Below are 24512 nucleotides of genomic sequence, written 5' to 3' on the forward strand. Positions count from 1 at the left end.
GCTGTAATTAATACAATTTAAATAATGAAAAACAGAAAATATAGATACTGTCTTGTGGCTTTAGCATCAATGCTGGTTATGGCCTGCAGTACTAAAAAAACGTATAAAATCAGTTCTCCAGAAAAAATCTCTGAATTAACGTTTGAACTAACTCCTTCCGGACAGCCGCAATACAGTTTTTCTTCTAACGGAAAATCGGTTATTGAGCCGTCTCTTATGGGATTTGAGTTTCAAGGTTTAGCTAAAATGACAGATGGATTTGAAGTCGTTTCTACAGAAGAAAAATCGGCAGATGAAACTTGGGAACAGCCTTGGGGCGAATTCAAAAAAGTAAGAGACCATCATAACGAACTGATTGTTCACTTAAAAGAAGCAAAAGGTGAGGAGCGCTTGGTTGATATCATTTTTAGAGTTTTTGATGATGGTGTCGGATTTCGCTATGAATTTCCAAAACAGCCACATTTAGGAAAAGTCAAAATCTCTAATGAAGTGACACAATTTACTTTTAAAGATAATAACGAAGTTTGGTGGATTCCAGTTCATCGCGAAAACAGTTATTACGAAAGTGAATACCGCAAGACGTTAATGAGTAAAACAGATACTATTAATACTCCGGCAACTTTTGAAACCAAAGACAAATTGTACGTCGCAATTCACGAAGCTAACTTGACAGATTTTGCCTCAATGACGCTTTTAAAAACTACAGACAAACAGTATAAAAGTGATTTAGTACCATGGGCAGATGGTGTAAAAGTATATGCAGAAACACCTTTTAAAACACCTTGGAGAACTATTGTAGTAGGTAAAAATCCTGGAGAAGTAGCAACTTCGACTATTATGCTGAATTTAAATGAGCCTTCAAAAATAGAAGACTTATCTTGGATTACTCCTTCAAAATATATTGGAATTTGGTGGGGAATGCATTTAGAAAAATACACTTGGGGACAAGGTCCAAAACATGGCGCAACAACCAAAAACACAAAAGAATATATTGATTTTGCTGCGAAAAATGGTTTTGACGGAGTTTTAGTTGAAGGATGGAATGAAGGCTGGGACGGTGACTGGACAGCTGATGGTTCTGCATTTAGTTTTGTAAAAGCTTATCCAGATTTTAATTTAGAAGAAATAACCAAATATGCTGCTGTAAAAAATGTTCGTTTAATTGGACATCACGAAACGGCTGGAGCAACTAAAAATTATGAAAACCAACTGGAAGATGCTTTCAAACTGTATCAGAAAATGGGAGTGAACTCAGTAAAAACAGGTTATGTAAACAAATATTTGGATAAAAAAGAGTGGCATGATAGCCAGTACGGAGCGCGTCATTACAGAAAAGTGATCGAAACTGCGGCTAAATATCATATCATGATTGATAACCACGAACCAATGAAAGGAACGGGTTTACAGCGTACATATCCAAACTTTATGTCTCAAGAAGGCGGACGCGGACAAGAGTACAATGCATGGTCTGTAGACGGAGGAAATACACCAGAGCATTTAACGACTTTGCCATTTACAAGAATGCTTTCTGGACCATTTGATTACACACCTGGAAATTTCAATTTTGATTACAAAACTCCGTCTGGAGCAAAAGTGCAGACCACTTTGGCAAATCAATTGGCATTGTATGTGATTATTTTCAGTCCGCTACAAATGGCATCCGATTTACCTGAAAATTATGAAGGCAAACCAGAATTTCAATTCGTAAAAGATGTGCCTTGCACTTGGTCTGATACTAAAGTATTAGATTCTAAAATTGGAGAATACACTACAATTGCCCGTAAAGATTGGGATGAGAAAAATTGGTACTTAGGATCAATCACAAATAGAAATGCAAGAGACTTAAAAGTGGCCTTGTCATTTTTAGATAAAGACAAAGAATACGAAGCAGAAATCTATGCAGACGGACCTGGAGCAAATTATAAAACCAATCCGTATCCAGTTACAATCTCTAAACAAAAAGTAAACAGCAAAACTGTTTTAAATATCAAATTGGCAGCTGGCGGAGGAACAGCAGTAAAATTCTCTCCAATCGAAAAATAAATATTTTGAGTTAAGTTAAGTAAGTTTAAGTTTGGCAATAAACCCGATAGCTGGAGAGTTATCGGGTTTGTTTTTTTGTTTTTTTGTTTTTTTGTTTCAGGTTTCAAGTTTCAGGTTGGAGAAGCTTGAGTGTAGTTTTAACGCAGAGAGCGCTAAGGATTACGCAAAGTTCGCAGAGGTTTTTTAAGGTGGATTTTATAAAAATGTAAAGTTCGCAAAGCTTTGTATGAAAGCTTTGCGAACTTTGCGTAATCCTTAGCGCTCTTTGCGGTTAAAAAAACTTAGAACCTTAGCATCTTAGCACCTCAGAACCTTTATTTAGTAACTTTAACATGTTTTCCAAAAGTGTAGACCGCTGTAATAGTTGGTCCGTTATATCCCCATTTTAAGAAACCATTTAAACGTTCTTGAACCGTATCTATTCTAAAATTCAAACCAGTATAACCTGCAGTAAGACTAAAGTTGTCTACAACATTATATAAAACCGATAAATTATAGCTTATGATTCGGCCATCAGTTTCATCAATTTTTACTGCGAGATAATTTACGTTAGCATATAGTCCCCAGCGTTTTCCAAGAACAAACTCTCCCCAAATTCCAACATCTGGCAAAGGAGCAGTAAAGTCAAATTTATCGTGATATTCTAAACTTTGCGTATTAGCATTTAATTTTAGGCCTAAATCAGCAAACAGAACATGCGCACCAATTAATAAACCAGCTTGATATTTAGGTTTCGATAAAATGGCATAACCATAAGCAATTCTAGCAATCTGTACATTAAAAGTACCACGAACACTTCCATTCAATGGATAAGTATGATCTCCGAAATTTATATCTCTTTGCAGTGTTTTTGTTGCAGTTCTATCTAGTACAAAATATTCAAAGCCTAATCGTGATCTTTTCGAGATACGCCAATCAAATGTTCCTAAAAATGATGCGGTCGACTTAGAAAATCCTAAATCATTTTCAAGATCAATTTCAGTTCCTATATTTCCGTTATTGCCTTCAACTTTAACTTGAGTATTATTTACAGGAAAAAATCCACCGGCAGTAACTTTAAATTTTCTATTGTGCCAGGGCAGATCCTCTACACTATTATCTTGAAAGTCGTCAGTTTCGGTTTTTAGAGTTGTTGTTAAGTCTTCGTTTTTTGTGGTTTCAGCAACAGTTTGAGCGTTTAGCGGAATCCAAAGGAGCATCATTACCAAAAAAATAAATAATTGTTTCATCAGAGTAATTTTTAAGTTTTTATTAGGCAATATTTAACAATTAAAGTTAGTAAAAATAATCGTTCATTTTTCTTTTTTTATTTGAATTATTTTTAGAAACAAATTGGATATCAATAAAATAAGGAATTGTTTAGAAAAATAGTTGACATGTCACTCTTTTTTGTAATTTTGTCTCATGGAAATTAAACATACCGATAAAGAGAATTTTTCAAATTTTTGGAAAGAAGAAATATCAGATAGTTTCTTCTTTCAGATTCATCGTATCAAACGAGCAATTTTCAGACGTACGAATGCGTTAATGAATGAAGCAGGAATTACATTACAGCTGGAGCAATTGCCATTGTTGATGATTCTACACCATAAAAGTCTTTCGCAAAGAGAATTGTCAGACAAAACAATGCGTGATAAATCGTCTATTTTAAGAAGTATTACAGCACTCGAAAAAAAGAATCTTGTTGAGGTGGTAAAAGACAAAATGGACAAGCGAAAAAATATTGTAAGTCTTACAAGTGAAGGAATCACATTGGCTAAAAGCATTCGCTCCCTGATGAAAAGAGCAGAAGAGGAAGTCATGTCTGTTTTTTCTCCAAAAGAAAGAATTGAGGCTTTGAATGCAGTAAGATCTTATGCAGATAAGCTAGAAACGCTTTAATTTTTTTTGAACTTTAAAAGTTGATATGTCAACTGATTTTTAAATTATTATTTTGAATAAATGAAAAAAAACGAATTGTTAGAAGGGCCAATCCTTTCTTCATTATTAAAATTAGCAGTTCCAATTATGATTGCTAATCTTTTGCAAGCCGCATATCAGCTGGTAGATGCTTTTTGGGTTGGGCGTCTGGGCGGAGATGCCGTTGCAGCAGTTTCGATAAGCACGCCTGTAATATTTTTAACCATAGCTTTAGGGACGGGATTGGCGATTGCTGGTTCTATTTTAATTGCACAATATTTTGGTGCTGGAAACCAGAAAATGGTCAATCATGTGGCGGCGCAGACTTTGTCGATGGTGATTATTGTCTCTGTTGTCTTGTCGATTATCGGATATATTTTGAGTCCATACTTTCTATACTTACTAAAGGTAGAGCCAACGGTTTATGTTGATGCGTTAGGATTTATGCGTGTCGCGTTTGTAGGTTTGGTTTTTAGTTTCGGATTTATGATTTTCCAATCAATTATGCGTGGTGTTGGGCGTGTAACGTTGCCTGTTTATATAGTTTTAGGAACCGTTATTTTGAATTTTGCGCTAGATCCATTATTTATTTACGGATGGAATTTTATTCCAGCACTAGGAGTAAAAGGTGCAGCGTTGGCAACTTTATTTACACAGCTTTTGGCTATTATTATCGGATTTGCCATTTTGTTTAGAGGAAAACACGGAATTCATCTTCACATTTCCGATTTTAAACCAGATTATAAACATATAAAAAGAGCTTTTGAAATTGGTTTTCCATCTTCAATCGAACAGTCAATGCGTGCTTTGGGAATGATGGCAATTACATTTTTGATTGTCCGTTTTGGGACTTTAACAGTTGCTTCTTATGGTGCGGGTTCCAACTTGATTCAATTAATATTAATTCCAGCTTTGGGATTATCAATGGCGATTGCAACTCTTGTCGGACAAAATATTGGAGCAGGAAATGTTACTCGTGCTGCTGAAATATCAAAGCTAGGAGCATATCTTGGTTTCGGATTATTGACTGGTCTCGGAATTATAGCTTTTATTTTTGCTCCATATTTAATTGCTTTTTTCGTTCCAAATGATCAAGCGGTTATTGAAGGTGGAACAGAATTGCTAAGAATCACTTGTCTTTCTTGGGGATTTCTAGGTTTACAGCTTTGTTTGACAGGTGTTTTTCGCGCCGTTGGAAATACCAAATTACCTATGATTCTAACCTTGGTTTCGCAATGGGTAATCCAGTTTCCGCTTGCTTATATTTTATCTCATAATACTTCTTTGGGAAAAATTGGAATCTGGTGGGCTTTTCCAATTGCTTCTGTTGTAACAGCTTTAATCACAGTCGCAATATATGCAAAAGGCGATTGGAAGAAAGAAAGATTAACAGGGAAAACGAATAAATTAATAGATAAAGTTGAAAGTGAAATTGTGAAGGAAGGGTTTGATATTTCTAAATAGAGGTTATAAGATGCTAAGGTTCTGAGGTTCTAAGTTTTTTTTTGTAGAGATGCACTGCAGTGCATCTAACGAAAGATTGGCAGATTAAGGATATCCTGCATTTTAGACTTACTACAGTGCGTCTCTACAGAAATTCTTTGTCGATTTGTTTTATTGAATAGCTAATTTTTGCGAAATCTTATATTGAAAACGTGATGCGTGAGGGATGGGAATAAGCTGCCGAAGCAGCATGGACAGCCCGACAGCATTATAAGAAAAGGGCGAATATGCGTTGCTATTATTAGCCCTTTTTTTATAATGTTGGCACGCCCAGATTATTTTACTTTTAATTGTTTAAATATATTTTTGAGGTAGTAAAAATAAATTTTAAGTACCTTAGTATCTTAGCATCTCAGAACCTTAGAACCTTTTAAAAATGACCAAAAATCTAAAACGTTATTTCATAAAATCTATTATTGTATTAGCCTTAATTCATTTAGCTTACTTTTTATACGGTTATTTTACTTTTGAAGGGCTTAAAAATATTGACATCTATACTGAATTTTACCGATTTAAATTTTACGATGACGTTTCGATTTCACACTTTTTCGTAAGCGGATTGTTTTTACTCGTTTTCTTGATTTTTCTTGTTCGAAATCATTCGAGAGAGAACTACAAAGGTGGCAATCTTTTTAAAGTTGCGGTTTGTCTGCTGCTGATTTCGTTTTTGACTTTTTCATTTTTCATTAGTTATAGTTTCGGAATGAATGCTAAACTGAAAACGGAATTGTCTGAGAATGATTTTAATAATGACAAAAAACTGCTGAATGTTTTAAATCCGTTTTTGTATGGATATACTTCTTATAGCTCTGAGAAATTATTCAATTATGAAAACATTTTATACCCAAAACCTTATCCTGTTATTAAACAAGAAGATACTATTTCGCCTGGTGAATACGCAATAACAGAAACCAGTTATTATAGTATTGATACCATAAAAGCCCTGACAAATACTTTTGATAAAACGACTAATAAAGCAGATAGTATTTTTGATATTCTAGGCTTCGATAAAGAAGAACTGCATAAAAGAGTGATCTCAAAAACAGTTATGGGAGATAGCACCGAAATTGTTTTCAAGAGTGCTCAAGTGCATCCAGAACATGATAGTAATATTTGTATTTTTCTGGAAAATAAATCTTTATTTAATCCTATTCATGGAGATTCTATTGGTGTACAAACCTATCAGGCAGCTGTAGACCGTTATAAATTGCTTTATAATTCTAAGAAAGATTCGCTAACCTATACTTTCCAGAAGTTGGATACTATTTTAAGAAAATACGATATAGAAACGAGTCTAGTTCCGAAGCAATTAACTCAAGATGTGTATCATTACAGAGATAACCAAGACGAACCGCTTAACGGAATTAGAAATACTTTTGATAGAAAAGCTTTAGCAGAAAAATTTAAAACTTTAGATAAGTTATTTTACGAACCTAATTACTTGCATCCAAGTATTATTGCAATTTATTTTGCTGTGATTGTTGCGGTTTGGATTGTATTGTTTTTGTTTTATATCCTTTTCAATAAGAAAAAAGTTCAATAACAATGACAAATTCAAAAATCAAAGCATAATTGAAAATTGTTATTGGAATTTGGAATTTGGAATTTGGAATTTGGAATTTGATTTTTACTATACCCTGTGGTAATCTGCTTTCCAGTGTACGATTGCTTTTTTGATTGCATCACCGGTCAAGCTGTTTTTTAAAACATCTTCTATAAGCGGAATCAATTCATTGTCGGGTGCAAACCGAAGTGCAAATATTTGATCGTCTGTAAGTTTGTATTCAAATTCTTCAAATCTTTTGCCTGTTAAAGTAAAATAACGATAACGCATTTCTAACCGTACAATTCTATTTTGAAGCGTCAATGCATAGTGCTGGCGCAACATATAAGCCAATACAAAAAGAAAGATAAAGGCAACGCTGATAAATGCCCAGATTAAATGATCTTCTGTTGTAATGCTCAAATAAATGCTCGCAATCAAGAATAAAATTAAAACAGGATAATATATAAAATGGTGTGGGGTATAAAACCGTATATGATTATAATATGTCTGAATTTTCATGTTTTTATTTTTTAATGGCAGCCTATAAAAACAAAACTACTCTATATTTCTATAGAGTAGCTTTTTCCCAAAAATAAACTAACATAACCAATGTTCTCTTTATAGACTAAACTTTTTACAGTTTGCTTTGTAAATTTTAATAAGAAGAAAGCCTTTTCATTTCGCTAATCAAATCTTCACTATGGCTTATTTTTCTTTGATGTAAAATTAGATCGAGAGCAGTTGTTTTTTGTTATACTTTAAACGGAAAAAGTTACATGATTCCAATATTTGTATTTTAATTATATAAAATCATAGTTTTTATAATAAGGTTTTAATGATGCTCCATTTGTTTAATTTATCTTGGAAAGTCTTGCCAGCATTGGCAGGGCTAGTTGAAGGAAGTGTAAATGTCTTATACTCTTTTTTTAGATGAACATATTTTTTAAAAAATGCAGCTGCTTTTTGTCCGTTAAAAAGAATGCTTTCTATTTGAGGATGAGTTTCTAAGAAATTTTCAAAATCATTTGCGATTTCATTTTTAATAGCGCTATCCAAGCTTCCAACGCGTTCGCAAAATTGTAAGACATCCCAGAGTGCAATGTTGTTTTTAATTAATAAGTTTTTTCGTATTTCATAATCATTGGAAAATTCTTCTCTAAGAATTTGAAACATAAATTTCCAAAAGTTATTTTGGTTATGACCATAATATTGATTTAGTTCTAAAGATTTTGTTCCTGGCATTGTGCCTAAAATCAGAATTTTGGAAGTTGGAGAACTTATTGGAGCAAATGAAAAACTTTTCATATTTATTTTTTAATGTAATTCTAGTTTATGTTAAAATAAACATTAATAAGGAATTATAAAACAAAACCAAAAAATTATATAACACTTTTGGTCTGTCTTTAAACGAACTTTGACTTTCAGATTTCTAGAAATAATCTGTTTAGCAAATTATAATTTTAAATCCGGCGAACCATGAAAATAGTTACTATAAATACAGAAAAAACTCAAAATATATTTGACGAACTTCAAACTAGTTTTGGCGGAAAAGTGACTTTTGACTTAGACGAGTATTCACTTGAAGTAGAAAATAGTTTTGCCGAAGGTGCAATTATTGGAGCTTCTTTTAATGATAATATATCGTATGTTCAGTTTGATATGACATTTTCAATAGATGTTAGATTGGACATTCTAAATGTAAAATCCTCACCAATTTATTTTGCTTATTGTTCTAAAGGAAATCTTTCGCATAGTTTTGGATTAAATGGAGAAGAGCGAAAACTGAAAACTTTTCAGACTGCCATTGTTACATCAAAAAACAATGAGGACAATATTTTATTTTTTGAAAAAGGAAAAAAAACAAAACTGACTTTAATTGTTGTCGGAACTCAGATTGATGCTGCAAGTCAGACGCATTCTTTAAACCAACAAGTGAAGGATACTTTTTTTGAGAATAATCAGGCTTCAGATTTCTTTTATATCGGATCTTATAATTTGCAGATTGCAGAGAAAATTGAACAGCTTAATTCGATTACTCAAACCGGAATTGTTAGAAATCTACTGAAAGAAGGAATCATGAGAATTATTCTGGCCATGGAAATCCAACAGCATTCAGACGATTTGCATGCTTTTGCAAACGAAGCAAACGGATTGACATTAAGAGAGCTAGAAGAAGTAAAAGATCTTTCGGAATTTATAAAATCAAATCCAGAAGAAGCTTTTTCAATTAAATCTTTGAGTAAAAAATCAGGTCTTTCTCCAAATAAACTTCAGGAAGGTTTTAAAATGATTCATAATCGAACCGTAAACGATTATATCACACACATGAGAGTTTTAAAAGCAGAAATATTGATTAGAACCTCAGACTTAAATATTTCTGAAATAGTGTATTGCATTGGTTTTACCAGCAGAAGCTATTTCTCTAAAATATTCAAACAAAAATTCAACTGCAGCCCAAAAGAATATAAGTTTAATTTGAATTCTCTAGCAATTACTGCGTAATTGAGGTGCAAAGGTGGAGAGTTACAAAGGTGCAAAGGTTTTTTTAGTAAAATAATGTAGTTAGCTATTAAGCAATATATATTTAAAGACTAAGATTCATAAATCTTAGTCTTTTTTTTGAAGAAAAACTTTGAACCTCTGCATCTTTGAAACTTTGTACAAAAAAAAACTTTTGCCAAAAAAGATTTTTCCATACATTTGTATAACTAGTTATATAATTAATTATTTGTTATGGAATTTTTTGATAAAGTTGGAAAATCGGCATTGGGAAGCCGCTTACGTTTAATGACTGCTGTTGTTACTGATGATGCTGCAAAAATATATGAATTGTATGGAGTTGATTTTGTGCCGAAATGGTTCCCAGTATTTTATACATTGACAGAAGAACGTGAAATTACGATTACTGAAATAGCCAATGAAATAGGACATTCTCAGCCTTCAGTAAGCAAAATTATTCAGGAAATGATTGCTGCTGGACTAATTGAAGAAAGTGCAAAAACAGAAGATAAAAGAAAGAATAATGTTGTTCTTACCGAAAAAGGAATTTTGATTTCGAAGAAAATCAAACAGCAGTTGGAAGATATTGATGTTGCAATTGAAGGAATAATTGCTGAAAGCAAACATAATTTGTGGGCAGCATTGGAAGAATGGGAATTTTTATTGGAGCAAAAATCTTTAATTAAAAGAGTTAGCGAACAAAAGAAAAAAAGGGAAAGCAAAGATGTAAAAATTGCAGAATATAAAGCAGAATATCAAGAAGCTTTTAGAACATTGAATGTAGAATGGATTTCGACTTATTTTGAAATGGAGGAAGCCGATTACAAGGCGCTGGACAATCCTGAAGATTATATTTTGAAAAAGGGCGGAAAAATTCTGGTAGCTTTGTATGAAAACGAGCCTGTTGGAGTTTGTGCTTTAATTAAAATGAATAATTCCGAATATGATTTTGAGATGGCAAAAATGGCCGTTTCTCCAAAAGCACAAGGTAAAAGTATTGGCTGGCTTTTAGGAAAAGCAATTGCCGAGAAAGCAAAAGAACTCGGTGCCAAGAAAATATATTTAGAAAGTAACACGATCTTAAAACCCGCCATAAATCTATATTATAAATTGGGTTTCGAAAAAGTTTTTGGTCTCGAAACGCCTTATAAAAGATGTAATATTCAGATGGAGTTAGTGCTTTAGGAAAGGTTCAAAGGTTCAGAGGATTAAAGGTGCAAAGCCTTAAAGTTTATTAGTTTGTAAAGGTTCAAAGAAAATACGACAGAGATTGAAACCTTTGTAACGATGTCCCTTTGAACCTTTGCACCTAAAATTATCTCCCAAACCTATAATACTCCAAATCTGTATTTTTTTTGTTGTGAAGTGAATCTAGGATAGAATTCATTGCGAGAACGCTGAAGGTAATTCCGTTTCCTCCGAAGCCTAGAATGTAATGTTCATTTTTCCTAGGATTTGGTTTTCCGAAGTAGGGAAGCCCATCTTTAGTTTCCCCGAAAGTTCCTGCCCAGGAGTAATCAATTTTAAAATCTAGATCAGGAAATCGCTTGTAAAATTGTTTTAAAAGATATTGCTCTTTTTTAGGCAGCAATTTATCCCGTTTGTTAGTGTCTTTAAAATCTTCATCTCCGCCGCCCATTATAATACGATTATCTTCTGTCGTTCTAATGTAATGGTAAGGTGAAGCTGTATCCCAAAATATAGAATGCCTGAAATTTTCTGGAAGATCAGGCTGACTTTCAGAAGTAATAACGTAAGTGCTTTTTAAATCGACAACTTTCTCTTTTAGCGTTTCTGTGCTTTCGTAACCTGTGCAATGAATAATATGATCGGCCGTAATAACATGTTTTGAGCCTGTAGTGGCAATAATTTTACCTTTTTGATGCTGTATGGAAGCAATATTAGTGCGGTCAAAAATAGGCATGCCTTTTTCATGGCAATGGAACAGAAGATCGCTTGCCAGTTTGAAAGGATCCATAACTGCTGCGGTTTTAGATTCTATTCCTGCAATGGCATTCAACCCCATTTTTTGCAATTCTGATCTGCCCAGCCAGCTGATTTCAAAACCATGCTGTTTTCTGGCTTTATACTCATTTTTTAAGTAAGGCACATCCTTCTTTAGAGTAGTGAAATAAACGCTTTTTTTGAATTCGAAGCCACAATCGCAACCGACTTCATCGATGATACTTCTCAAATCAAAAATGGCTTTTTTTCCATTTTGATAACTGTCTACGGCACATCTTGTGCCACGAAGTTTGATGAGCTGATGTAACGGAACATCAATTTCGTACTGCAGTAAAGCTGTACTTCCAGAAGTGCTTCCGCCACAGACATCGCGACGGTCTACAAGAACAATTTTTTTGCCTTCGTTTAGTAATTTATAAGCGGTTAAAGCGCCCGTAATGCCACCGCCAATTATTAAAATATCGGCGGTGATATCGGAATCTATTGAAGGGTAACTTTGTTTTATGGCATTTTTTAGTGGCCAATAGGTTTCGGTAGAGCTCAATTTCATTTTTTGGTTATTTTTTTAGAGGTGTTTTTGGTAGTTTTTTTAATGTTATCTGGTTTTGTATTTTTTTCTTTTTTGCGATTATGAAGTTCGTTTGCTTCGGCAATTGAATGTGAGGTTCTTATGCTTAGGTCTTTTTTTGCCAATTGACTTAAATGATGATAGTATTTCTGGATAATGATCATTTCTTCTTCGGTCATATTTTCAATATCAACAAGACTGTTACTAGATAGTTCGTTTGATGCCACGAGTTCGTTTAGTTTTAACTGAATGGCAAGCGAATCTTTATTTTGTGCTTTTTGAATTAAAAAAACCATTAAAAAAGTAATAATCGTAGTTCCTGTATTGATGACCAATTGCCAGGTTTCTGAATAATCGAAAATAGGTCCAGAAGCAGCCCAGACCACAACAAGAACAAAGGCACCAATAAAGGCAGGAGTGCTTCCTGCAGCTTTTGAAACTTTTGTAGCAAACTTTTCGAATGCACTGCTTTTATGTTGAGATTTGGAATTCATTATTTCTTTGTTTTGGGTTTGCTTACTTTTTCTTCTCGAATAACTTTATTGTTTTTTTGATCATACACAGCAGGATAAATTTCTTGCCCAGTTTTACTGAATATTTTAATTTTTGGAGCTTCGTGCGTTCCGGTAATTACAATCGGAAAACCAATGATTCCGAAAAGTGGAAGACCTAAACGCATTCTTAAATCCAAAAGTCCGTCAAAGCTTGTAGTTCCTTTAATGGTTGGCCTAAAACTGGCCACACTAAAGGTAAATGGCTCAATATTTATAAGATTTTTATCTATTGTCGATTTAATTTCAATTCCTTTCATATCAGGATTATTCAAACCGCTTTGTCCCGTTTTAGAACTGATTCCGTCAAAAAGTTTCAGTCCTTTAATTTTCACATCGCGTAAATTAATTGTCCCTCCACCTTGCATAGATTCATAAATTGGTCCCATATTGCCGTTCAAATCTCCCTTTACTTTGTAATCAACAGAGATTATTCCGTGTGCTTTTTCAGCTGCAGAAACCATGTCATGAAACATCGGAATTTCTTTGTAAGCTCTCTGAACATCAAAGTCTTTAGCCGTAAAATGAGCATCAAAATGTGCCGAGGTTGGGGATTCGTCCTTATACAGCGCATTAACTCCTAAAACACAGTCAATAATACTAAAGGTAATATTTTCTAAGTAAAATCCTTCTTTTTTTATTCCTATTTTTCCGTTTAATTTGTTAAATATCAATTTATTGTACTCTATTTTGTCTGCATTTGCATTTAGATTGATATTTAAATTTTTCGGAATAATAACTACACCACTCATTTTTGGATGATCTTCTTTGGCATATTCCACCTCGATGTTTCGATTGTTGTTTTCGCCTTCTTTAAGCGCCATAAATTCATCCACATTAATTAATTTTGATTTTAGGTTGAAATTACCGCTCAAAGTTCCTTTTGATTCTAAGAAATAATTGATGGTATTAAGCAAATAACCGTTAATGTCAAAATCTGATTTTCCGTAAGAAGCATTGAATTTTTCAAACCACATTTTTTCGTTTTGAAAACGGAAATGTCCTTCTTTGATAAAGAAAGCTTTCGGAAACAATTCAGATGTTGCTTTTATGTTTTTTAGCAATAAAGTCCCTTTGTTATCCAATTTATTATATTGACCAGTTGTAGCATAACTTTGTTTTCCTTTTAAAGAAAGATCAGCTTTGGCGTAACCAGTTAAATCCAAACCTTTTTGAGAGAAAACCTGATAGATTTTGCCCACATTTAGCTCGCCTTTAATTTTGGCGTTATAAGCTAAATCGCTAAAATCGGATAATGTGGCATTGACATAAACAGGGTTTCCTTCAAAAACAAAAGAAGCAGGCGCTACGGCAACAATCAAATCCTGATAAGTTCCTGCTTTATTTAGCATATTGGCTATAAAAGTGATATTGGTAATAGGATTTGGATAATACTTTGTTTTAAGCCATCCGTCTCGCAAGGAAATACCGCCAATAGTTTTTGGGAATAATTTTTTAGTGCTAAAAACTCCTCGAGCTTGGATATCGGTTTTCAGAATTCCTTTCAAATCAATATTTTCCAATCCTAAAGCAGCATCAACAACAGCAAGATCCAAAGCACCTTTCACGCTTGCATTAATCGACATTTCGCCTAGACCTTTGCTGTGCAGATAAGCATTAAAATAATCTTTGTCGCCCACTTTAAATTTCAATGTTCTCAAATTAACCAGCAATTGTTCGGTGTCCAGAGATGGAAGCATCGCATTCAAATCCATTTTAAAATCGGTTAAAGGAACGGGAGCATTTTTATAATTTACCGAGCCTTCATTAATTTTTAAATTGAAAGCCAAGTTTGGTTTTTGTTTTTTCGAAACATTATAATCTCCTTTGAAAGTAAGCAGTAAATCGCTTCTTCCGGAAATTTCAGTTTTTTCAAGCCACGTTAAATATTCGGGAGGCATTACAGAAAGTAAATCTTTAACTGTTGTATTTTCTGAAGCTGCTTTAATATTGATTTTATATCCGTCTCTTAAAATGGTAAATAAACCTGTAAATTTTAAAGGCAGTTTATTGATGTGAAGCTCATTTTTTTGGAGAATAAATGAAAGGGCGTGTGTATTGATGCGGGTAATTAAATCGGCACTGACTTTTTTTCGTCTCAAATAGCCTGTTCGATCATAAAAGAAATCAAGATTATCAATTTTGGCATCGGTTGCGAGATCAAAAATATCGTCGCTCAGATTTCCTTTTCCGATGTAATTAAAACCTTTTGCATCAACCAAAATCTTTGCAGAACGGTCGTTATATTTTACATGGCAGTTTTGCAAATCAATGCGTTCCAATCTTATTGCTGTTCCTTCTTCTGGAGCATTCAGATCTTCTTTTTTGTCTCTGTCTTCTGGGGCAACATAAATATTATAATTGGCCTGACCTTTTTGGTTGACCATTATATTTATTAAAGCATCAGAAACATAAAGTTTATTAATTTTTATTTCGTTATCAAAAAGTAGCCTTTTGATGTCGATTCCAAAAGCAACCTGATTTGCTTTTATTAAAGTATCATTGTTGAAAGGTTGAGAACCTGTTAAAGACAAATCGTCTAATGAAACGGTCAATGACGGAAAATGCGTGAAAAACGAAAGTTTAGATTTGGTAAATTCCAATTTGGTGTCCAATCTTTCGTTTGCAATTTTCTTTACTTCCGAAGCAATTTTTCCAGGAAATAGCAACGGAGTAATAAACAGCAAAAACAAAATCACCACAATCGTAATTCCAGTAATTTTTAAAACTTTTAAGGCGGTATGTTTGATTGAACTAGGCATATAATTTTAATTGTGAATTGTAAATTGTGATATGCTGTATTTGGATTTTTCTTCGTGCCTGTCCTTCGACTTCGCTCAGGAAGACATAAAATGAGAATTGGAATTTGGCATTTTAAAAATTTGGAATTTAATTTTTAGTTTCTGATTTCTTAGCTTCTTCCTGTTTTTGCTCTTCTTGCTTTTGTTCGTCTTGCTTCTGTTGTTTTGCTTCTTGCTTCTCTTGTTTTTCTTTTTTAGCTTCTTCTTGTTTCTCTTTTCTTTCTTCTTGTTTCTCCTTTTTCTCTTTTTCTTTTTTCTTGAAGTAGCCTCTAAATAGGAAATTGCTTTTTGCTGCTTCCATGTTTTCACTAAAACCTTTTGTTCCCGTTTCCAGATTAGAAAGTGTATTCGAAACGCTATTAGCCATTTTATCATCTTTCACCAGTCTAGCTAAAGCGCCGTTTCCGTTGTTCATGCTGTGGCTGAAAATGGCTATTTCATCTGAGATCACGCCAATATTATCAACGCTTTTCTTCACGCTTTTCATAATATCGTACATTTCAATTCCGTCAACAGAAGCAATTTGACCATTCTCTTCGATTTCTTTTTTGGATTTGGCACCTGGCGAAATAGTCAGCACTTTGTCACCCATTAAACCATCTGAGCCTATACTGGCTGTGGCGTCGGTTTTAATGAATTTTCGAACTTCTTCTTTCATAACCAAAACAACTCTTACAGTTGAATCGTTTTTCAACTGAATTTGTTCTACGGTTCCCACGTTGATTCCAGAGAAACGAACATTATTTCCAACTTCTAAACCGCTGACAGTTTTAAATTGAGAAGTGATATGAAAGGTTGATCCGAAAAGGTTTTGCTGCTTCCCGATAAAATATACCGCCATTATAAAAAGCAGTAAACCGATCGTTACAAACATTCCTAATTTCCAAGTATATCCAGATTGCTTTTCCATGATTTCTATTATTTATTTTGCTTTATTCAAAAAATGAGCGAACCCATTCGTCTTCGTCTTTTTCTAATTCTTCGTATGTGCCTTCGGCGTGAATTACACCATCTTTTAAAACTACAATTCGATCGGCTGTCATTTTTGCGCAGGCCATATCGTGAGTGATAATAATCGAAGAGGTTTTTTGTTTGTGTTTAATGTCCAAAATCAATTCGCTGATTTCTCTAGATGTTATTGTGTCTAAACCCGTTGTTGGTTCATCGTACAAAATGATTTCTGGTTTTAAAATTAAAGTTCGCGCCAAGCCAATTCTTTTTTTCATCCCACCCGAAAGTTCAGAAGGCATTTTGTCAATGGCATCGGCAAGTCCAACATTTTCTAGTGCTTCCATTACTTCATTTTCGACTTCTTGATTGCTCAAATCACGTTTGTGTTTGGTCAATGTAAAAGCGAGATTTTCTCTAACAGACATTGAATCGTAGAGTGCTCCACTTTGGAACAAAAACCCGATTCGGACTCTAATTTCATTCAGCTCGCTTTTTGAAATATTAAGAACGTTTTCATCAAAAACTTTGATTTCGCCTTTGTCGGGCTCGATCAATCCAACGATACATTTTATGGTGACCGATTTTCCAGAGCCTGAACGTCCTAAAACCACCAAATCTTCTCCTTTATTCAAAGTGAGATTTACGCCTTTTAAAACGGCATTATCTGTTCCAAAAGTTTTGTGCAGATCTTTAATCTCAATAATCGGAGTTAGATCTTTTTCTTTTGTTTTAGGTTCTTTATGTAATTTTTCCTTCATCATTTTAAAAGAATAAATCGGTTATTTGAACAGCAACCATATCAATTATAAAAATGCTTAATGATGCCGTAACTACGGCAGAATTTGCAGCTCGTCCTACGCTTTCTGTTCCATTAGAAGCATTAAAGCCTTTAAAACAGCCAATGATCCCGATAAAAAATCCAAAGAAGAAAGTTTTAAGAGTGGCAGGAAGCAGATCTAGATATTCTAAGGATTGAACGATCTGAGTTAAGAACCTGTAAAAATTGACATCTCCATGAATATTAATTCCCACATAACCGCCAATAATTCCGATGGCATCTGCAAAAAACACTAAAATGGGAACCATCAAAGTGCAGGCTAAAACTCTGGTTACAACTAGATAGTTATACGGATTTATAGCCGAAACTTCCATGGCATCAATCTGTTCAGTCACTTTCATTGATCCTAATTCGGCTCCAATTCCTGACGAAATTTTTCCTGCACAGATTAATGCTGTAATTACAGGAGCAATTTCTCTTATTAGCGAAAGCGCTACCATTCCCGGAAGCCAGGATTCTGCTCCAAATTTTACCAATGTCGGGCGCGATTGAAGCGTAAGCACCAAGCCCATAATAAAACCGGTAATAGCAACCAAAGGCAGAGATTTGTATCCAATAACATAACATTGTTTCAGGAACTCGCGAGTTTCATAAGGCGGAATAAAAACCTCCTTAAAAAACCTTTTGGCAAATATTGTGGTTTCTCCAATTTCGGCAAATGTATTTTTAATATCGAGAATCAAAATTTTTGTTTTTAATGTGAATGATGTAAAATGAAAATCAATTATTTAACAGTTTTTTCAAATCGTTAAATTGTATAGGAAAGTTAGCTCAATACTTGTTAAAATGTATTACACAACTTTTTTTCAGCCTTATATAATTTTCATAAACTCACAATAATTAAAGCAAATTGACGTTTTTGGGCGAAACAAAAAATCCCTTTCATTAAGAAAGGGATTTTCAGGGTTTAAAAAATGAAGTATTTGGTTAGCTTCAATTTCTCTTCTTATAAATTTATGGCAATACCGCTTCGAGATTTCATTAACGGAATAACGCGCGATTGTGATATAGCTAATTTTTCCATTAATAATCTTGCAGTTAAGTAACAAACAGTAGATTCTGCGCCTTGATTTAAGTTGATATTATTTTTCTCCAGTCCGTCGTAACCGCCACCGCTTACAGGATTATACATAATTTGATTTAAATGATTTTTGCCTAAAAACCAGTTAAAAGCGGCTCTCATTTTCTTTTTGTATTCTGAGTTTTTAAAAGCATTGTAAAAAGTGTTTAATGTCTGAATGGTATAAGTGACATCAATTGGCTGCTCGCCATATTCATGTGGCTCAGAACCTTTATGATGCCAGCTTTGGTTCGAAATGGCTTTGAAAGTTCCTTCTTTGAAAGTTTTAGAAATTAGGAAATCTAAAGAATCTAATGCTACTTTTTTGTACACTGGTTTATTGGTAATTAAGTAAGCATAGAGCATTGATTCTGGCAAAATGCCGTTTCCGTAAGTCAAATAATTTTCAAACCATTGCCAGTCTTCTGTTGCAGTGTCTTCATAATTTGCAAGAAGTTTAGCATTTAGCTTATTGATAATTGCCGCAACGTATAAATTTGGAATGGTTGAATGGTATAAATACAATCCTTTTGTAGCAAAGCCAATTGAACGAGGCGACTGAATGTTTTCTGCCCATTTTAAGGTGTTTAATAAACATCTTGTTGCTTTTTTGGTAATCGCTTCTGGGAGAATATCAGACATAGAAACCACAGTTCCTAAAGCCCAAATGGCTCTTGCATTTGAATCTTCTAGATTTACTTCGGCATTTTGCTCAATATGTTCGCGGTTTTCTTGATCGACATAATTGATAAAATCTCCTTTTGGTTTCTGACAGCGTTGAATGAAATCTAAATAGATTAAAATATAAGCGAGATCATCTTTGTCTTGAGTAAGTTTATAATGCATGCAAAACGCTATCAAAGCTCTTGCATTATCGTCTAAAGTATAGCCTGAATCTAAATCTGGAATAGAAATTTTGCTGAACTGAATAATTCCCAATTCGGTTGTTAGTTTTTTGATATGTTTTAACTGAATAGGAGGATAGCTGTATTTGATCTCTGATGGATTTTTAATCAGGTTTTTATAAGTATTCATTTGAGTAATTCCAACATTTTCCCAAGATGAAGCTCTCATTTTGGTAAATGAATTGATTCCCATTTCGTGTCTTAAATTTTCATCTTCAATCAATTTAATTGCCGCTGCAGCAAATTGATCAGAATCTCCAATATCACATAAAATTCCAGAATCTGGAGTTAATACTTCTCTCGTATGCGGAATTTTAGATGCCACAATCGGACATGCACAGCTCATGGCGTAAGCAAATGTGCCGCTTACAGCCTGATTAGGATCTTTTGAGGTAAACATGTAAATGTCTGTAGCTTTTAAATATTCTAAAAGCTCATTGGTATCTAAATATTGATTGATAAAGCGAACATTATCCTGAAGATTTAATTCTTTTACCAAACCTTCCAATTTATCTCGATATGCATCAACGCCGTCCTTAATTAAATTTGGATGTGTTTTTCCTATAATGAGATATAAAGCATTTGGCGCTTTTTTGATAATTTTTGGTAAAGCCTGTAAGCCTGTTTCTATATTTTTTCCTTCACCCAAAAGCCCGAAAGTAGAAAACACTAATCTGTCTTCAATGTTTAATTTTTCTTTTGCTTGTTGTGGAGTTTCATATATTACAATGTGAGTTCCATGAGGTACGCAAGTAATTATTTTTTCATTGATATCGTAGTCGTTAATTAGAATTTCTTTGGATTTATTAGTCATTACAAAAACCGAATTGCTATAGCTTAACAGCAGTCTCACAAAGGTTCTCAATTCGTCATTCGGATTCGGAATTACGCTGTGAAACGTAAATGTAACGGGTGTTTTAATAGCGTTTAGAAAATCTAAAAGGTAATCTCCGTAATTTCCTGAAAACAAACCAAATTCATGCTGAATATGAACTAATTTGACAGTTTCATCCTGATTAATTTCCTCGGCTACTTTAGCATATTCTGCTCTATTTTTTGTGTTTAAGGTAAAAGCTTGCGTTGGTTCTTCAATAGGTTCTGTAACCAATTCGCATATTTCACATTTAATAGATTTACCGTAAACATCTGTAATTCCTTTGATGGTATCTTGCGTATAAGTTGCTATGCCGCATTGCGTAGGCGGAAAAGTAGATAAAAAAACTATTTTTGATTTATTTGATATTGTTTTCATGAGGATTCTTTTTTAGCTCGATTAATAACTCGTTCAGGTTCAAAGATGCCACCGCAATCTTATCATCGGTAGCGCCATAATAAATATATAGTTGGTCATCAAAAATGGCAATTCCTGTTAGGGAAACCCTATAATTGAGATAGCCATGTCTTTCCTATCATTATGCTAATAAATTTTATTTAAAATTACTTTGAGATAAAAGCGACGATTAATTCAATCCACTAAAAAATTAACTCAAAAGCATAAACATGGTAATTCTGTAAGGCTGTTAAGTAATAATGAAAAGGGCATGTAGTCTAGTTTTTTTGAAGGTTCATAGGTTCAAAGTTGCAAAGGCTCAAAGTCTTTAACCTTTGCACCTTTTAGCCTTTGTTCCTTTGCACCTTATCTCAGTACCATTTTGCGTAATATTTTCGTGTTATAAAAGCTATCGGAATTCCGACACAGCAGATAACAATCAATATGGAAAGCAAAAGAGGAAAATCTAGTTTTTTTTCAGGTAAAACTGGAAATACAATCGGCAACACAACAAGGTTCATTACAACCCAAATAAAGAAACCATAAGAAACTCCCGAGAGTAATGTGTTGATTTTAAAAAAGGGGATATAAGGAAAAATTTTAAAATAAAACCAAGCAAAAATAAAAGCAATTAAGAAATGAAGTCCCAAACCCGCAAAAGTCATTTCTGGTCCGCCTGCATATGCTTCTTTTTTAAAAATTCCGCTTGCAATAGATTGCAAAATTTTTTCGGCTGTTGTTTTATGAAGTATTACAGCATAAACTATAATAGCAGCAGCAATGTCTAATGTTCCTGCAACTAAACCTGATGAAACAATGGTCCTAACTTTTGATCTCATAAAAATAGTTTTAATTATACTGATCTATTGTTTTTTGATATGCTCGTAAATCGATTGTAGCTGGCGTGTATGTCTCTGTGTGTGCACAATGGCAAAATGAAGCCATTCATAAATGGTAAAATGTTCAAATCCTGGTATTTTAGCATCCGTGCACGTTAGTGTCAAATCGTAAGTTTCTGCGGCTTCAAATAAATCATTTTGTATTTTTTTGACAGAAGCCAGCAGTGTGCCTTTTTCATACTCGATAGCAGGAGGTTTTATGTTTTCGGGTGATTGGTATTTGGTAGTATAATCTAAAAAGATAGCATCGAGTCCTTTTACGTTTTCGTCAGGTTTTCTAGTTGTTTTTTCTGTTTTCCCTGCAAAGAGCATTGTTAGACCTGAGTAAGCAAGAATGATATGCTGTACAGTTTGTCCGGCTGTCCAGCTTCCTTCAAATGGAACAACATTGATTTCTTCTTTTGAAAAAGAGGAAATTAAGTCGCCAAATTTATCGTAGGTTTCCAGTAAGGTATTTTGAATAGCACTCTTCATTTTTTTAATTTTAGAAATTGAAAACTCGACAGTAGATCTTTACCGATTGGTTAAAGAAAAACCTCAGTATATTAAATCTGTGAAATTAAATTTATAGAATTAGGGGAAATGATACTCCTTCAAATATACAATAAAAAATATTAAAAAGCTATAAATCAGATATTTGAGAAGTGTTAATTTTTAAGGAAGCGCCTCGCAGAAGTAACCGTGCGAATTTAAAATGGCGATAATTTTTGTATTCGAAATAGCGGGCGCATGAATACGGAGGATTTTGTCGCAATCTTCTAAATCGAAGTTGATCGAGCTATTTGGAAAATGCTCAAGAAGCTTCTCAATGATAACTTGACATTGAGATTCTTCTTGAACATTTGTTTTAAAAACTTCAATAATCATAAAGTTTTGATTTTTAGAGTGCTATGTTTTTATAACGCTGTATTTTATGATATGTTACATACGAAACAATTAATATCGCTAAAATGATTAATGGAAAGAAGCCTTGAAAACCAATTCCGTCAACCGCAAAATGGCTTATTGAGGCAAAAATAAAATCGAATGCAAATCCTGCATAAGCCCATTCTTTGATTTTTCCAGGTACTTGCGGAATAATTAAGGCTAAAACACCTAGGATTTTAAACACGACTAATGCATTTCCGAAATATTCAGGATAGCCAAGATGTTTGATTCCTTCTTTGGCTAATTCAGTTTGAGAAGTTAATGCCGGCATAACACCTTCAAATAAAAAAATTAAAATAGTAGTAGTCCAGAAAATGATTTTGGTTGTCTTCATTGGGTATTTGTTTTAAAAGATTATTAGTTAATGTATTACAAATGTACTATTCTTATTTTTTCATGAAATACCTATTTATGACTATTTTGGGGGCATTTGGGACAAGATTTTGATTTTAGATTTTTATAAGTAAAGGAACAAGGGCTTTTTTTTTGAGTTTTAGTTTTTACACATAAAGTATGTCATCCTGACGAAGGAAGGATCACACAAGTAACTCTACAAAGATTAACGGAATAACTTTGCGGAATTTCTTGCGTGATCCTTCCTTCGTCAGGATGACAAAAAAATGCTAGAGGATTTAAAATTTTACGCCAATTGGTAATTCGTAATCGTAAACAAATCCTCAAAACCTAACCTCGTATAAATGCCTTTTCCTAAGGCAGAAGCTTGTAGTTGAGCATATTCACAATTGGCATCAATGGCTTCGTTGATGGCAAATTTCATGATTTCTTCTGCAAAACCTTTTTTTCGCATTTCAGGAATAACGCCAACACCATGAATTCCCATTATATTTTGGGTTTGAAAAAGAGTCAATGTTCCAATTGCCTTTCCTTCAAAATGAACCAGAAAAAACTTTGCATTTTGGTAATTATGAATCAAGGTTTCTTTGCTAATTACATAATTGAAAGATAACGGATAAATATCAGACCACGTTTTAGCATCTTCTTCATTTAAAACTCGTTTAAAAGTCAGATTGTTTTGAAGTGTAAACTTTTGATCTAGTTTTAATGCCATAGCCGCAAGTTGATTGCGAATGGAAAAACCATTTTTTTCAAAAATTTCATTTGAATTGCTTCCAAAGATATCCCAATAGGGAACAACCAATCCTGAATTCTTTTCAATAGTTTTTTGAATCTTCGGAAGATCTTCTTCAGTAATATCTTCTCTGAACCATAATCTATTTGGCCAGCCAGAGTCTTTGATTTGAGAAAATTCTAAAAATTCATTTTGATGATAGGAAAGGAGCGGAGTGGCAACGGTTTTCCAAAGAGTAGTTAAATTATCTATATTGTCTTTGATGAGATTTATATGGTTCATTGTGTTTGATGAATTAATAATTATAAGGCAAAGATAAATTCAGTTTTTCAGGAAAACCTTTACATATGTTGATTTACAAATCTTTTTCCAGACTTTTCCTGATTCGGCTTAACTGTGTTGGTGTAATGCCTAAATGAGATGCAATATGCAATAACGGAACGCGATCTGCAATTGTTGGATGCGTCTCAAGAAGAGTAAGATATCTTTCTGTTGCATTTTGCATCACTAGCGCCACTTCTCTTTGTTCTTTTTCAATAATCCAGTTTTTTTCTAAATAGGCAATGTAGAAGTTTTTGAGATCATCATTTTCAGTGATCAACTGGATATATTTTTTGTAATTAAGATTGATTAAAATACAATCTTCTAAAGCTTCGATCGTAAAGTCGGAAGGAGTTTGCAGCATTGATGAAACTTTAGAGCATGCAAGTCTGTTTTCGAAAAAAAGATTTTTGTTATAGAAATTTCCTTGTTCGTCTGTAATAAAAGTACGTATAATTCCTTTAGCAATAAAATACATATTTTTACAGATTTCTCCTTTTTCTAATAGGATTTCTCCCTTTTTGATTGTTTGGAAATCTGTCAAGTCTTCAATCAATTTCCATGACTTTTCAGAGATAGGAGCGTAACTTTCGAAATATAATTTTAGATTGTTGAGGTATGTTTCTTTGTTGAAAGTCATATTTTTTTGTTTTGCCACAAAGGCACTAAGGCGCAAAGTTTTTTTTATTTTAAGGTACTAAATTTACTATTCAAAAATAAAGAAATAAGTCTAAGTTTGTCATTTCGACGGAGGAGAAATCTCCACAAGTAGCTCCGCAACAAGAGTCCAATCTTTGTAGAGTTTCTCGCGGAGATTTCTCCTCCGTCGAAATGACAAAAAATATGAGAATAAATCTGCACAATTTGAATAATCTG

22 protein-coding genes are annotated in these 24512 nt (G+C 33.5%); 6 read left to right on the forward strand and 16 right to left on the reverse strand.

Annotated elements, in window-relative coordinates:
- The first annotated feature begins 24 nt into the window (after nucleotides 1–24).
- The gene (locus DMA14_RS15605) at nucleotides 25–2043 is read left to right on the forward strand and encodes a glycoside hydrolase family 97 protein (RefSeq protein ID WP_111425525.1); all 2019 of its coding nucleotides are present in this window, start codon (nucleotides 25–27) and stop codon (nucleotides 2041–2043) included.
- A 314-nt stretch (nucleotides 2044–2357) separates the two neighbouring features.
- Here the strand turns inward: DMA14_RS15605 and DMA14_RS15610 are convergent, their stop codons facing one another.
- Nucleotides 2358–3272, reverse strand: coding sequence for a hypothetical protein (locus tag DMA14_RS15610; protein WP_111425526.1), 915 nt, complete (start codon nucleotides 3270–3272; stop codon nucleotides 2358–2360).
- Nucleotides 3273–3447: 175 nt separating this feature from the next.
- Here DMA14_RS15610 and DMA14_RS15615 point away from each other — a divergent pair, with 175 nt between their 5' ends.
- The 3 genes from DMA14_RS15615 to DMA14_RS15625 all read left to right on the forward strand — a co-directional run bounded on the left by DMA14_RS15615 (nucleotide 3448) and on the right by DMA14_RS15625 (nucleotide 6988).
- Complete coding sequence (locus tag DMA14_RS15615) at nucleotides 3448–3924, forward strand: MarR family winged helix-turn-helix transcriptional regulator (protein WP_111425527.1); 477 nt, start codon at nucleotides 3448–3450, stop codon at nucleotides 3922–3924.
- A 60-nt stretch (nucleotides 3925–3984) separates the two neighbouring features.
- Entirely contained in the window at nucleotides 3985–5406 is a 1422-nt protein-coding gene (locus DMA14_RS15620) for an MATE family efflux transporter (RefSeq protein ID WP_111425528.1), read from the forward strand.
- Between the two features lie 415 nt (nucleotides 5407–5821).
- The gene (locus tag DMA14_RS15625) at nucleotides 5822–6988 is read left to right on the forward strand and encodes a hypothetical protein (RefSeq protein WP_111425529.1); all 1167 of its coding nucleotides are present in this window, start codon (nucleotides 5822–5824) and stop codon (nucleotides 6986–6988) included.
- Nucleotides 6989–7075: 87 nt separating this feature from the next.
- Here DMA14_RS15625 and DMA14_RS15630 read toward each other — a convergent pair whose 3' ends face one another.
- Together DMA14_RS15630 and DMA14_RS15635 are read right to left on the reverse strand one after the other, a co-directional pair.
- Complete coding sequence (locus tag DMA14_RS15630; RefSeq protein WP_111425530.1) at nucleotides 7076–7510, reverse strand: DUF6526 family protein; 435 nt, start codon at nucleotides 7508–7510, stop codon at nucleotides 7076–7078.
- Nucleotides 7511–7810: 300 nt separating this feature from the next.
- Nucleotides 7811–8296 carry a DNA-deoxyinosine glycosylase gene (locus tag DMA14_RS15635; RefSeq protein WP_111425531.1) on the reverse strand — a complete coding sequence of 162 codons (486 nt, stop codon included), beginning with the start codon at nucleotides 8294–8296 and terminating at the stop codon, nucleotides 7811–7813.
- A gap of 171 nt (nucleotides 8297–8467) precedes the next feature.
- On the opposite strand from DMA14_RS15635, the gene DMA14_RS15640 reads away from it, so the two are divergent.
- On the forward strand, nucleotides 8468–9493 hold the full coding sequence (locus DMA14_RS15640) for a helix-turn-helix domain-containing protein (protein WP_111425532.1): 1026 nt from the start codon (nucleotides 8468–8470) through the stop codon (nucleotides 9491–9493).
- A gap of 231 nt (nucleotides 9494–9724) precedes the next feature.
- Entirely contained in the window at nucleotides 9725–10675 is a 951-nt protein-coding gene (locus tag DMA14_RS15645; protein WP_111425533.1) for a bifunctional helix-turn-helix transcriptional regulator/GNAT family N-acetyltransferase, read from the forward strand.
- A 130-nt stretch (nucleotides 10676–10805) separates the two neighbouring features.
- Here the strand turns inward: DMA14_RS15645 and DMA14_RS15650 are convergent, their stop codons facing one another.
- From DMA14_RS15650 to DMA14_RS15715, 13 genes are all read right to left on the reverse strand, one after another.
- The gene (locus DMA14_RS15650) at nucleotides 10806–12005 is read right to left on the reverse strand and encodes an NAD(P)/FAD-dependent oxidoreductase (RefSeq protein ID WP_111425534.1); all 1200 of its coding nucleotides are present in this window, start codon (nucleotides 12003–12005) and stop codon (nucleotides 10806–10808) included.
- Nucleotides 12002–12517 (reverse strand): low affinity iron permease family protein, encoded by a 516-nt coding sequence (locus tag DMA14_RS15655; protein WP_111425535.1) that lies wholly within the window; start codon nucleotides 12515–12517, stop codon nucleotides 12002–12004. The genes DMA14_RS15650 and DMA14_RS15655 overlap by 4 nt, the downstream gene beginning before the upstream one ends.
- Nucleotides 12517–15336 (reverse strand): AsmA family protein, encoded by a 2820-nt coding sequence (locus tag DMA14_RS15660; RefSeq protein WP_111425536.1) that lies wholly within the window; start codon nucleotides 15334–15336, stop codon nucleotides 12517–12519. Before DMA14_RS15660 ends, DMA14_RS15655 begins: the two co-directional genes overlap by 1 nt.
- 127 nt (nucleotides 15337–15463) lie before the next feature.
- Entirely contained in the window at nucleotides 15464–16285 is an 822-nt protein-coding gene (locus DMA14_RS15665; protein WP_111425537.1) for an MlaD family protein, read from the reverse strand.
- A gap of 22 nt (nucleotides 16286–16307) precedes the next feature.
- Nucleotides 16308–17084, reverse strand: a complete 777-nt coding sequence (locus DMA14_RS15670) for an ABC transporter ATP-binding protein (protein ID WP_394336025.1) — start codon at nucleotides 17082–17084, stop codon at nucleotides 16308–16310.
- 4 nt (nucleotides 17085–17088) lie between these two features.
- The gene (locus DMA14_RS15675) at nucleotides 17089–17847 is read right to left on the reverse strand and encodes an MlaE family ABC transporter permease (protein WP_111425539.1); all 759 of its coding nucleotides are present in this window, start codon (nucleotides 17845–17847) and stop codon (nucleotides 17089–17091) included.
- A gap of 263 nt (nucleotides 17848–18110) precedes the next feature.
- Complete coding sequence (locus tag DMA14_RS15680) at nucleotides 18111–20381, reverse strand: glycosyltransferase (protein ID WP_111425540.1); 2271 nt, start codon at nucleotides 20379–20381, stop codon at nucleotides 18111–18113.
- 389 nt (nucleotides 20382–20770) lie between these two features.
- Complete coding sequence (locus tag DMA14_RS15690) at nucleotides 20771–21238, reverse strand: DUF1440 domain-containing protein (protein WP_111425541.1); 468 nt, start codon at nucleotides 21236–21238, stop codon at nucleotides 20771–20773.
- A gap of 24 nt (nucleotides 21239–21262) precedes the next feature.
- The gene (locus DMA14_RS15695) at nucleotides 21263–21772 is read right to left on the reverse strand and encodes a DinB family protein (protein ID WP_111425542.1); all 510 of its coding nucleotides are present in this window, start codon (nucleotides 21770–21772) and stop codon (nucleotides 21263–21265) included.
- 180 nt (nucleotides 21773–21952) lie between these two features.
- On the reverse strand, nucleotides 21953–22165 hold the full coding sequence (locus DMA14_RS15700) for a hypothetical protein (RefSeq protein WP_238989983.1): 213 nt from the start codon (nucleotides 22163–22165) through the stop codon (nucleotides 21953–21955).
- Between the two features lie 13 nt (nucleotides 22166–22178).
- Nucleotides 22179–22559 (reverse strand): DoxX family protein, encoded by a 381-nt coding sequence (locus DMA14_RS15705; RefSeq protein WP_111425543.1) that lies wholly within the window; start codon nucleotides 22557–22559, stop codon nucleotides 22179–22181.
- 306 nt (nucleotides 22560–22865) lie between these two features.
- Complete coding sequence (locus DMA14_RS15710) at nucleotides 22866–23597, reverse strand: GNAT family N-acetyltransferase (protein WP_111425544.1); 732 nt, start codon at nucleotides 23595–23597, stop codon at nucleotides 22866–22868.
- A 73-nt stretch (nucleotides 23598–23670) separates the two neighbouring features.
- Nucleotides 23671–24276: a Crp/Fnr family transcriptional regulator gene (locus DMA14_RS15715; RefSeq protein WP_111425545.1), complete on the reverse strand. Its 606-nt coding sequence runs from the start codon at nucleotides 24274–24276 to the stop codon at nucleotides 23671–23673.
- Nucleotides 24277–24512 lie beyond the last annotated feature (236 nt).

The sequence above is a fragment of the Flavobacterium sharifuzzamanii genome, assembly GCF_003254585.1.
Lineage (GTDB): Bacteria > Bacteroidota > Bacteroidia > Flavobacteriales > Flavobacteriaceae > Flavobacterium > Flavobacterium sharifuzzamanii.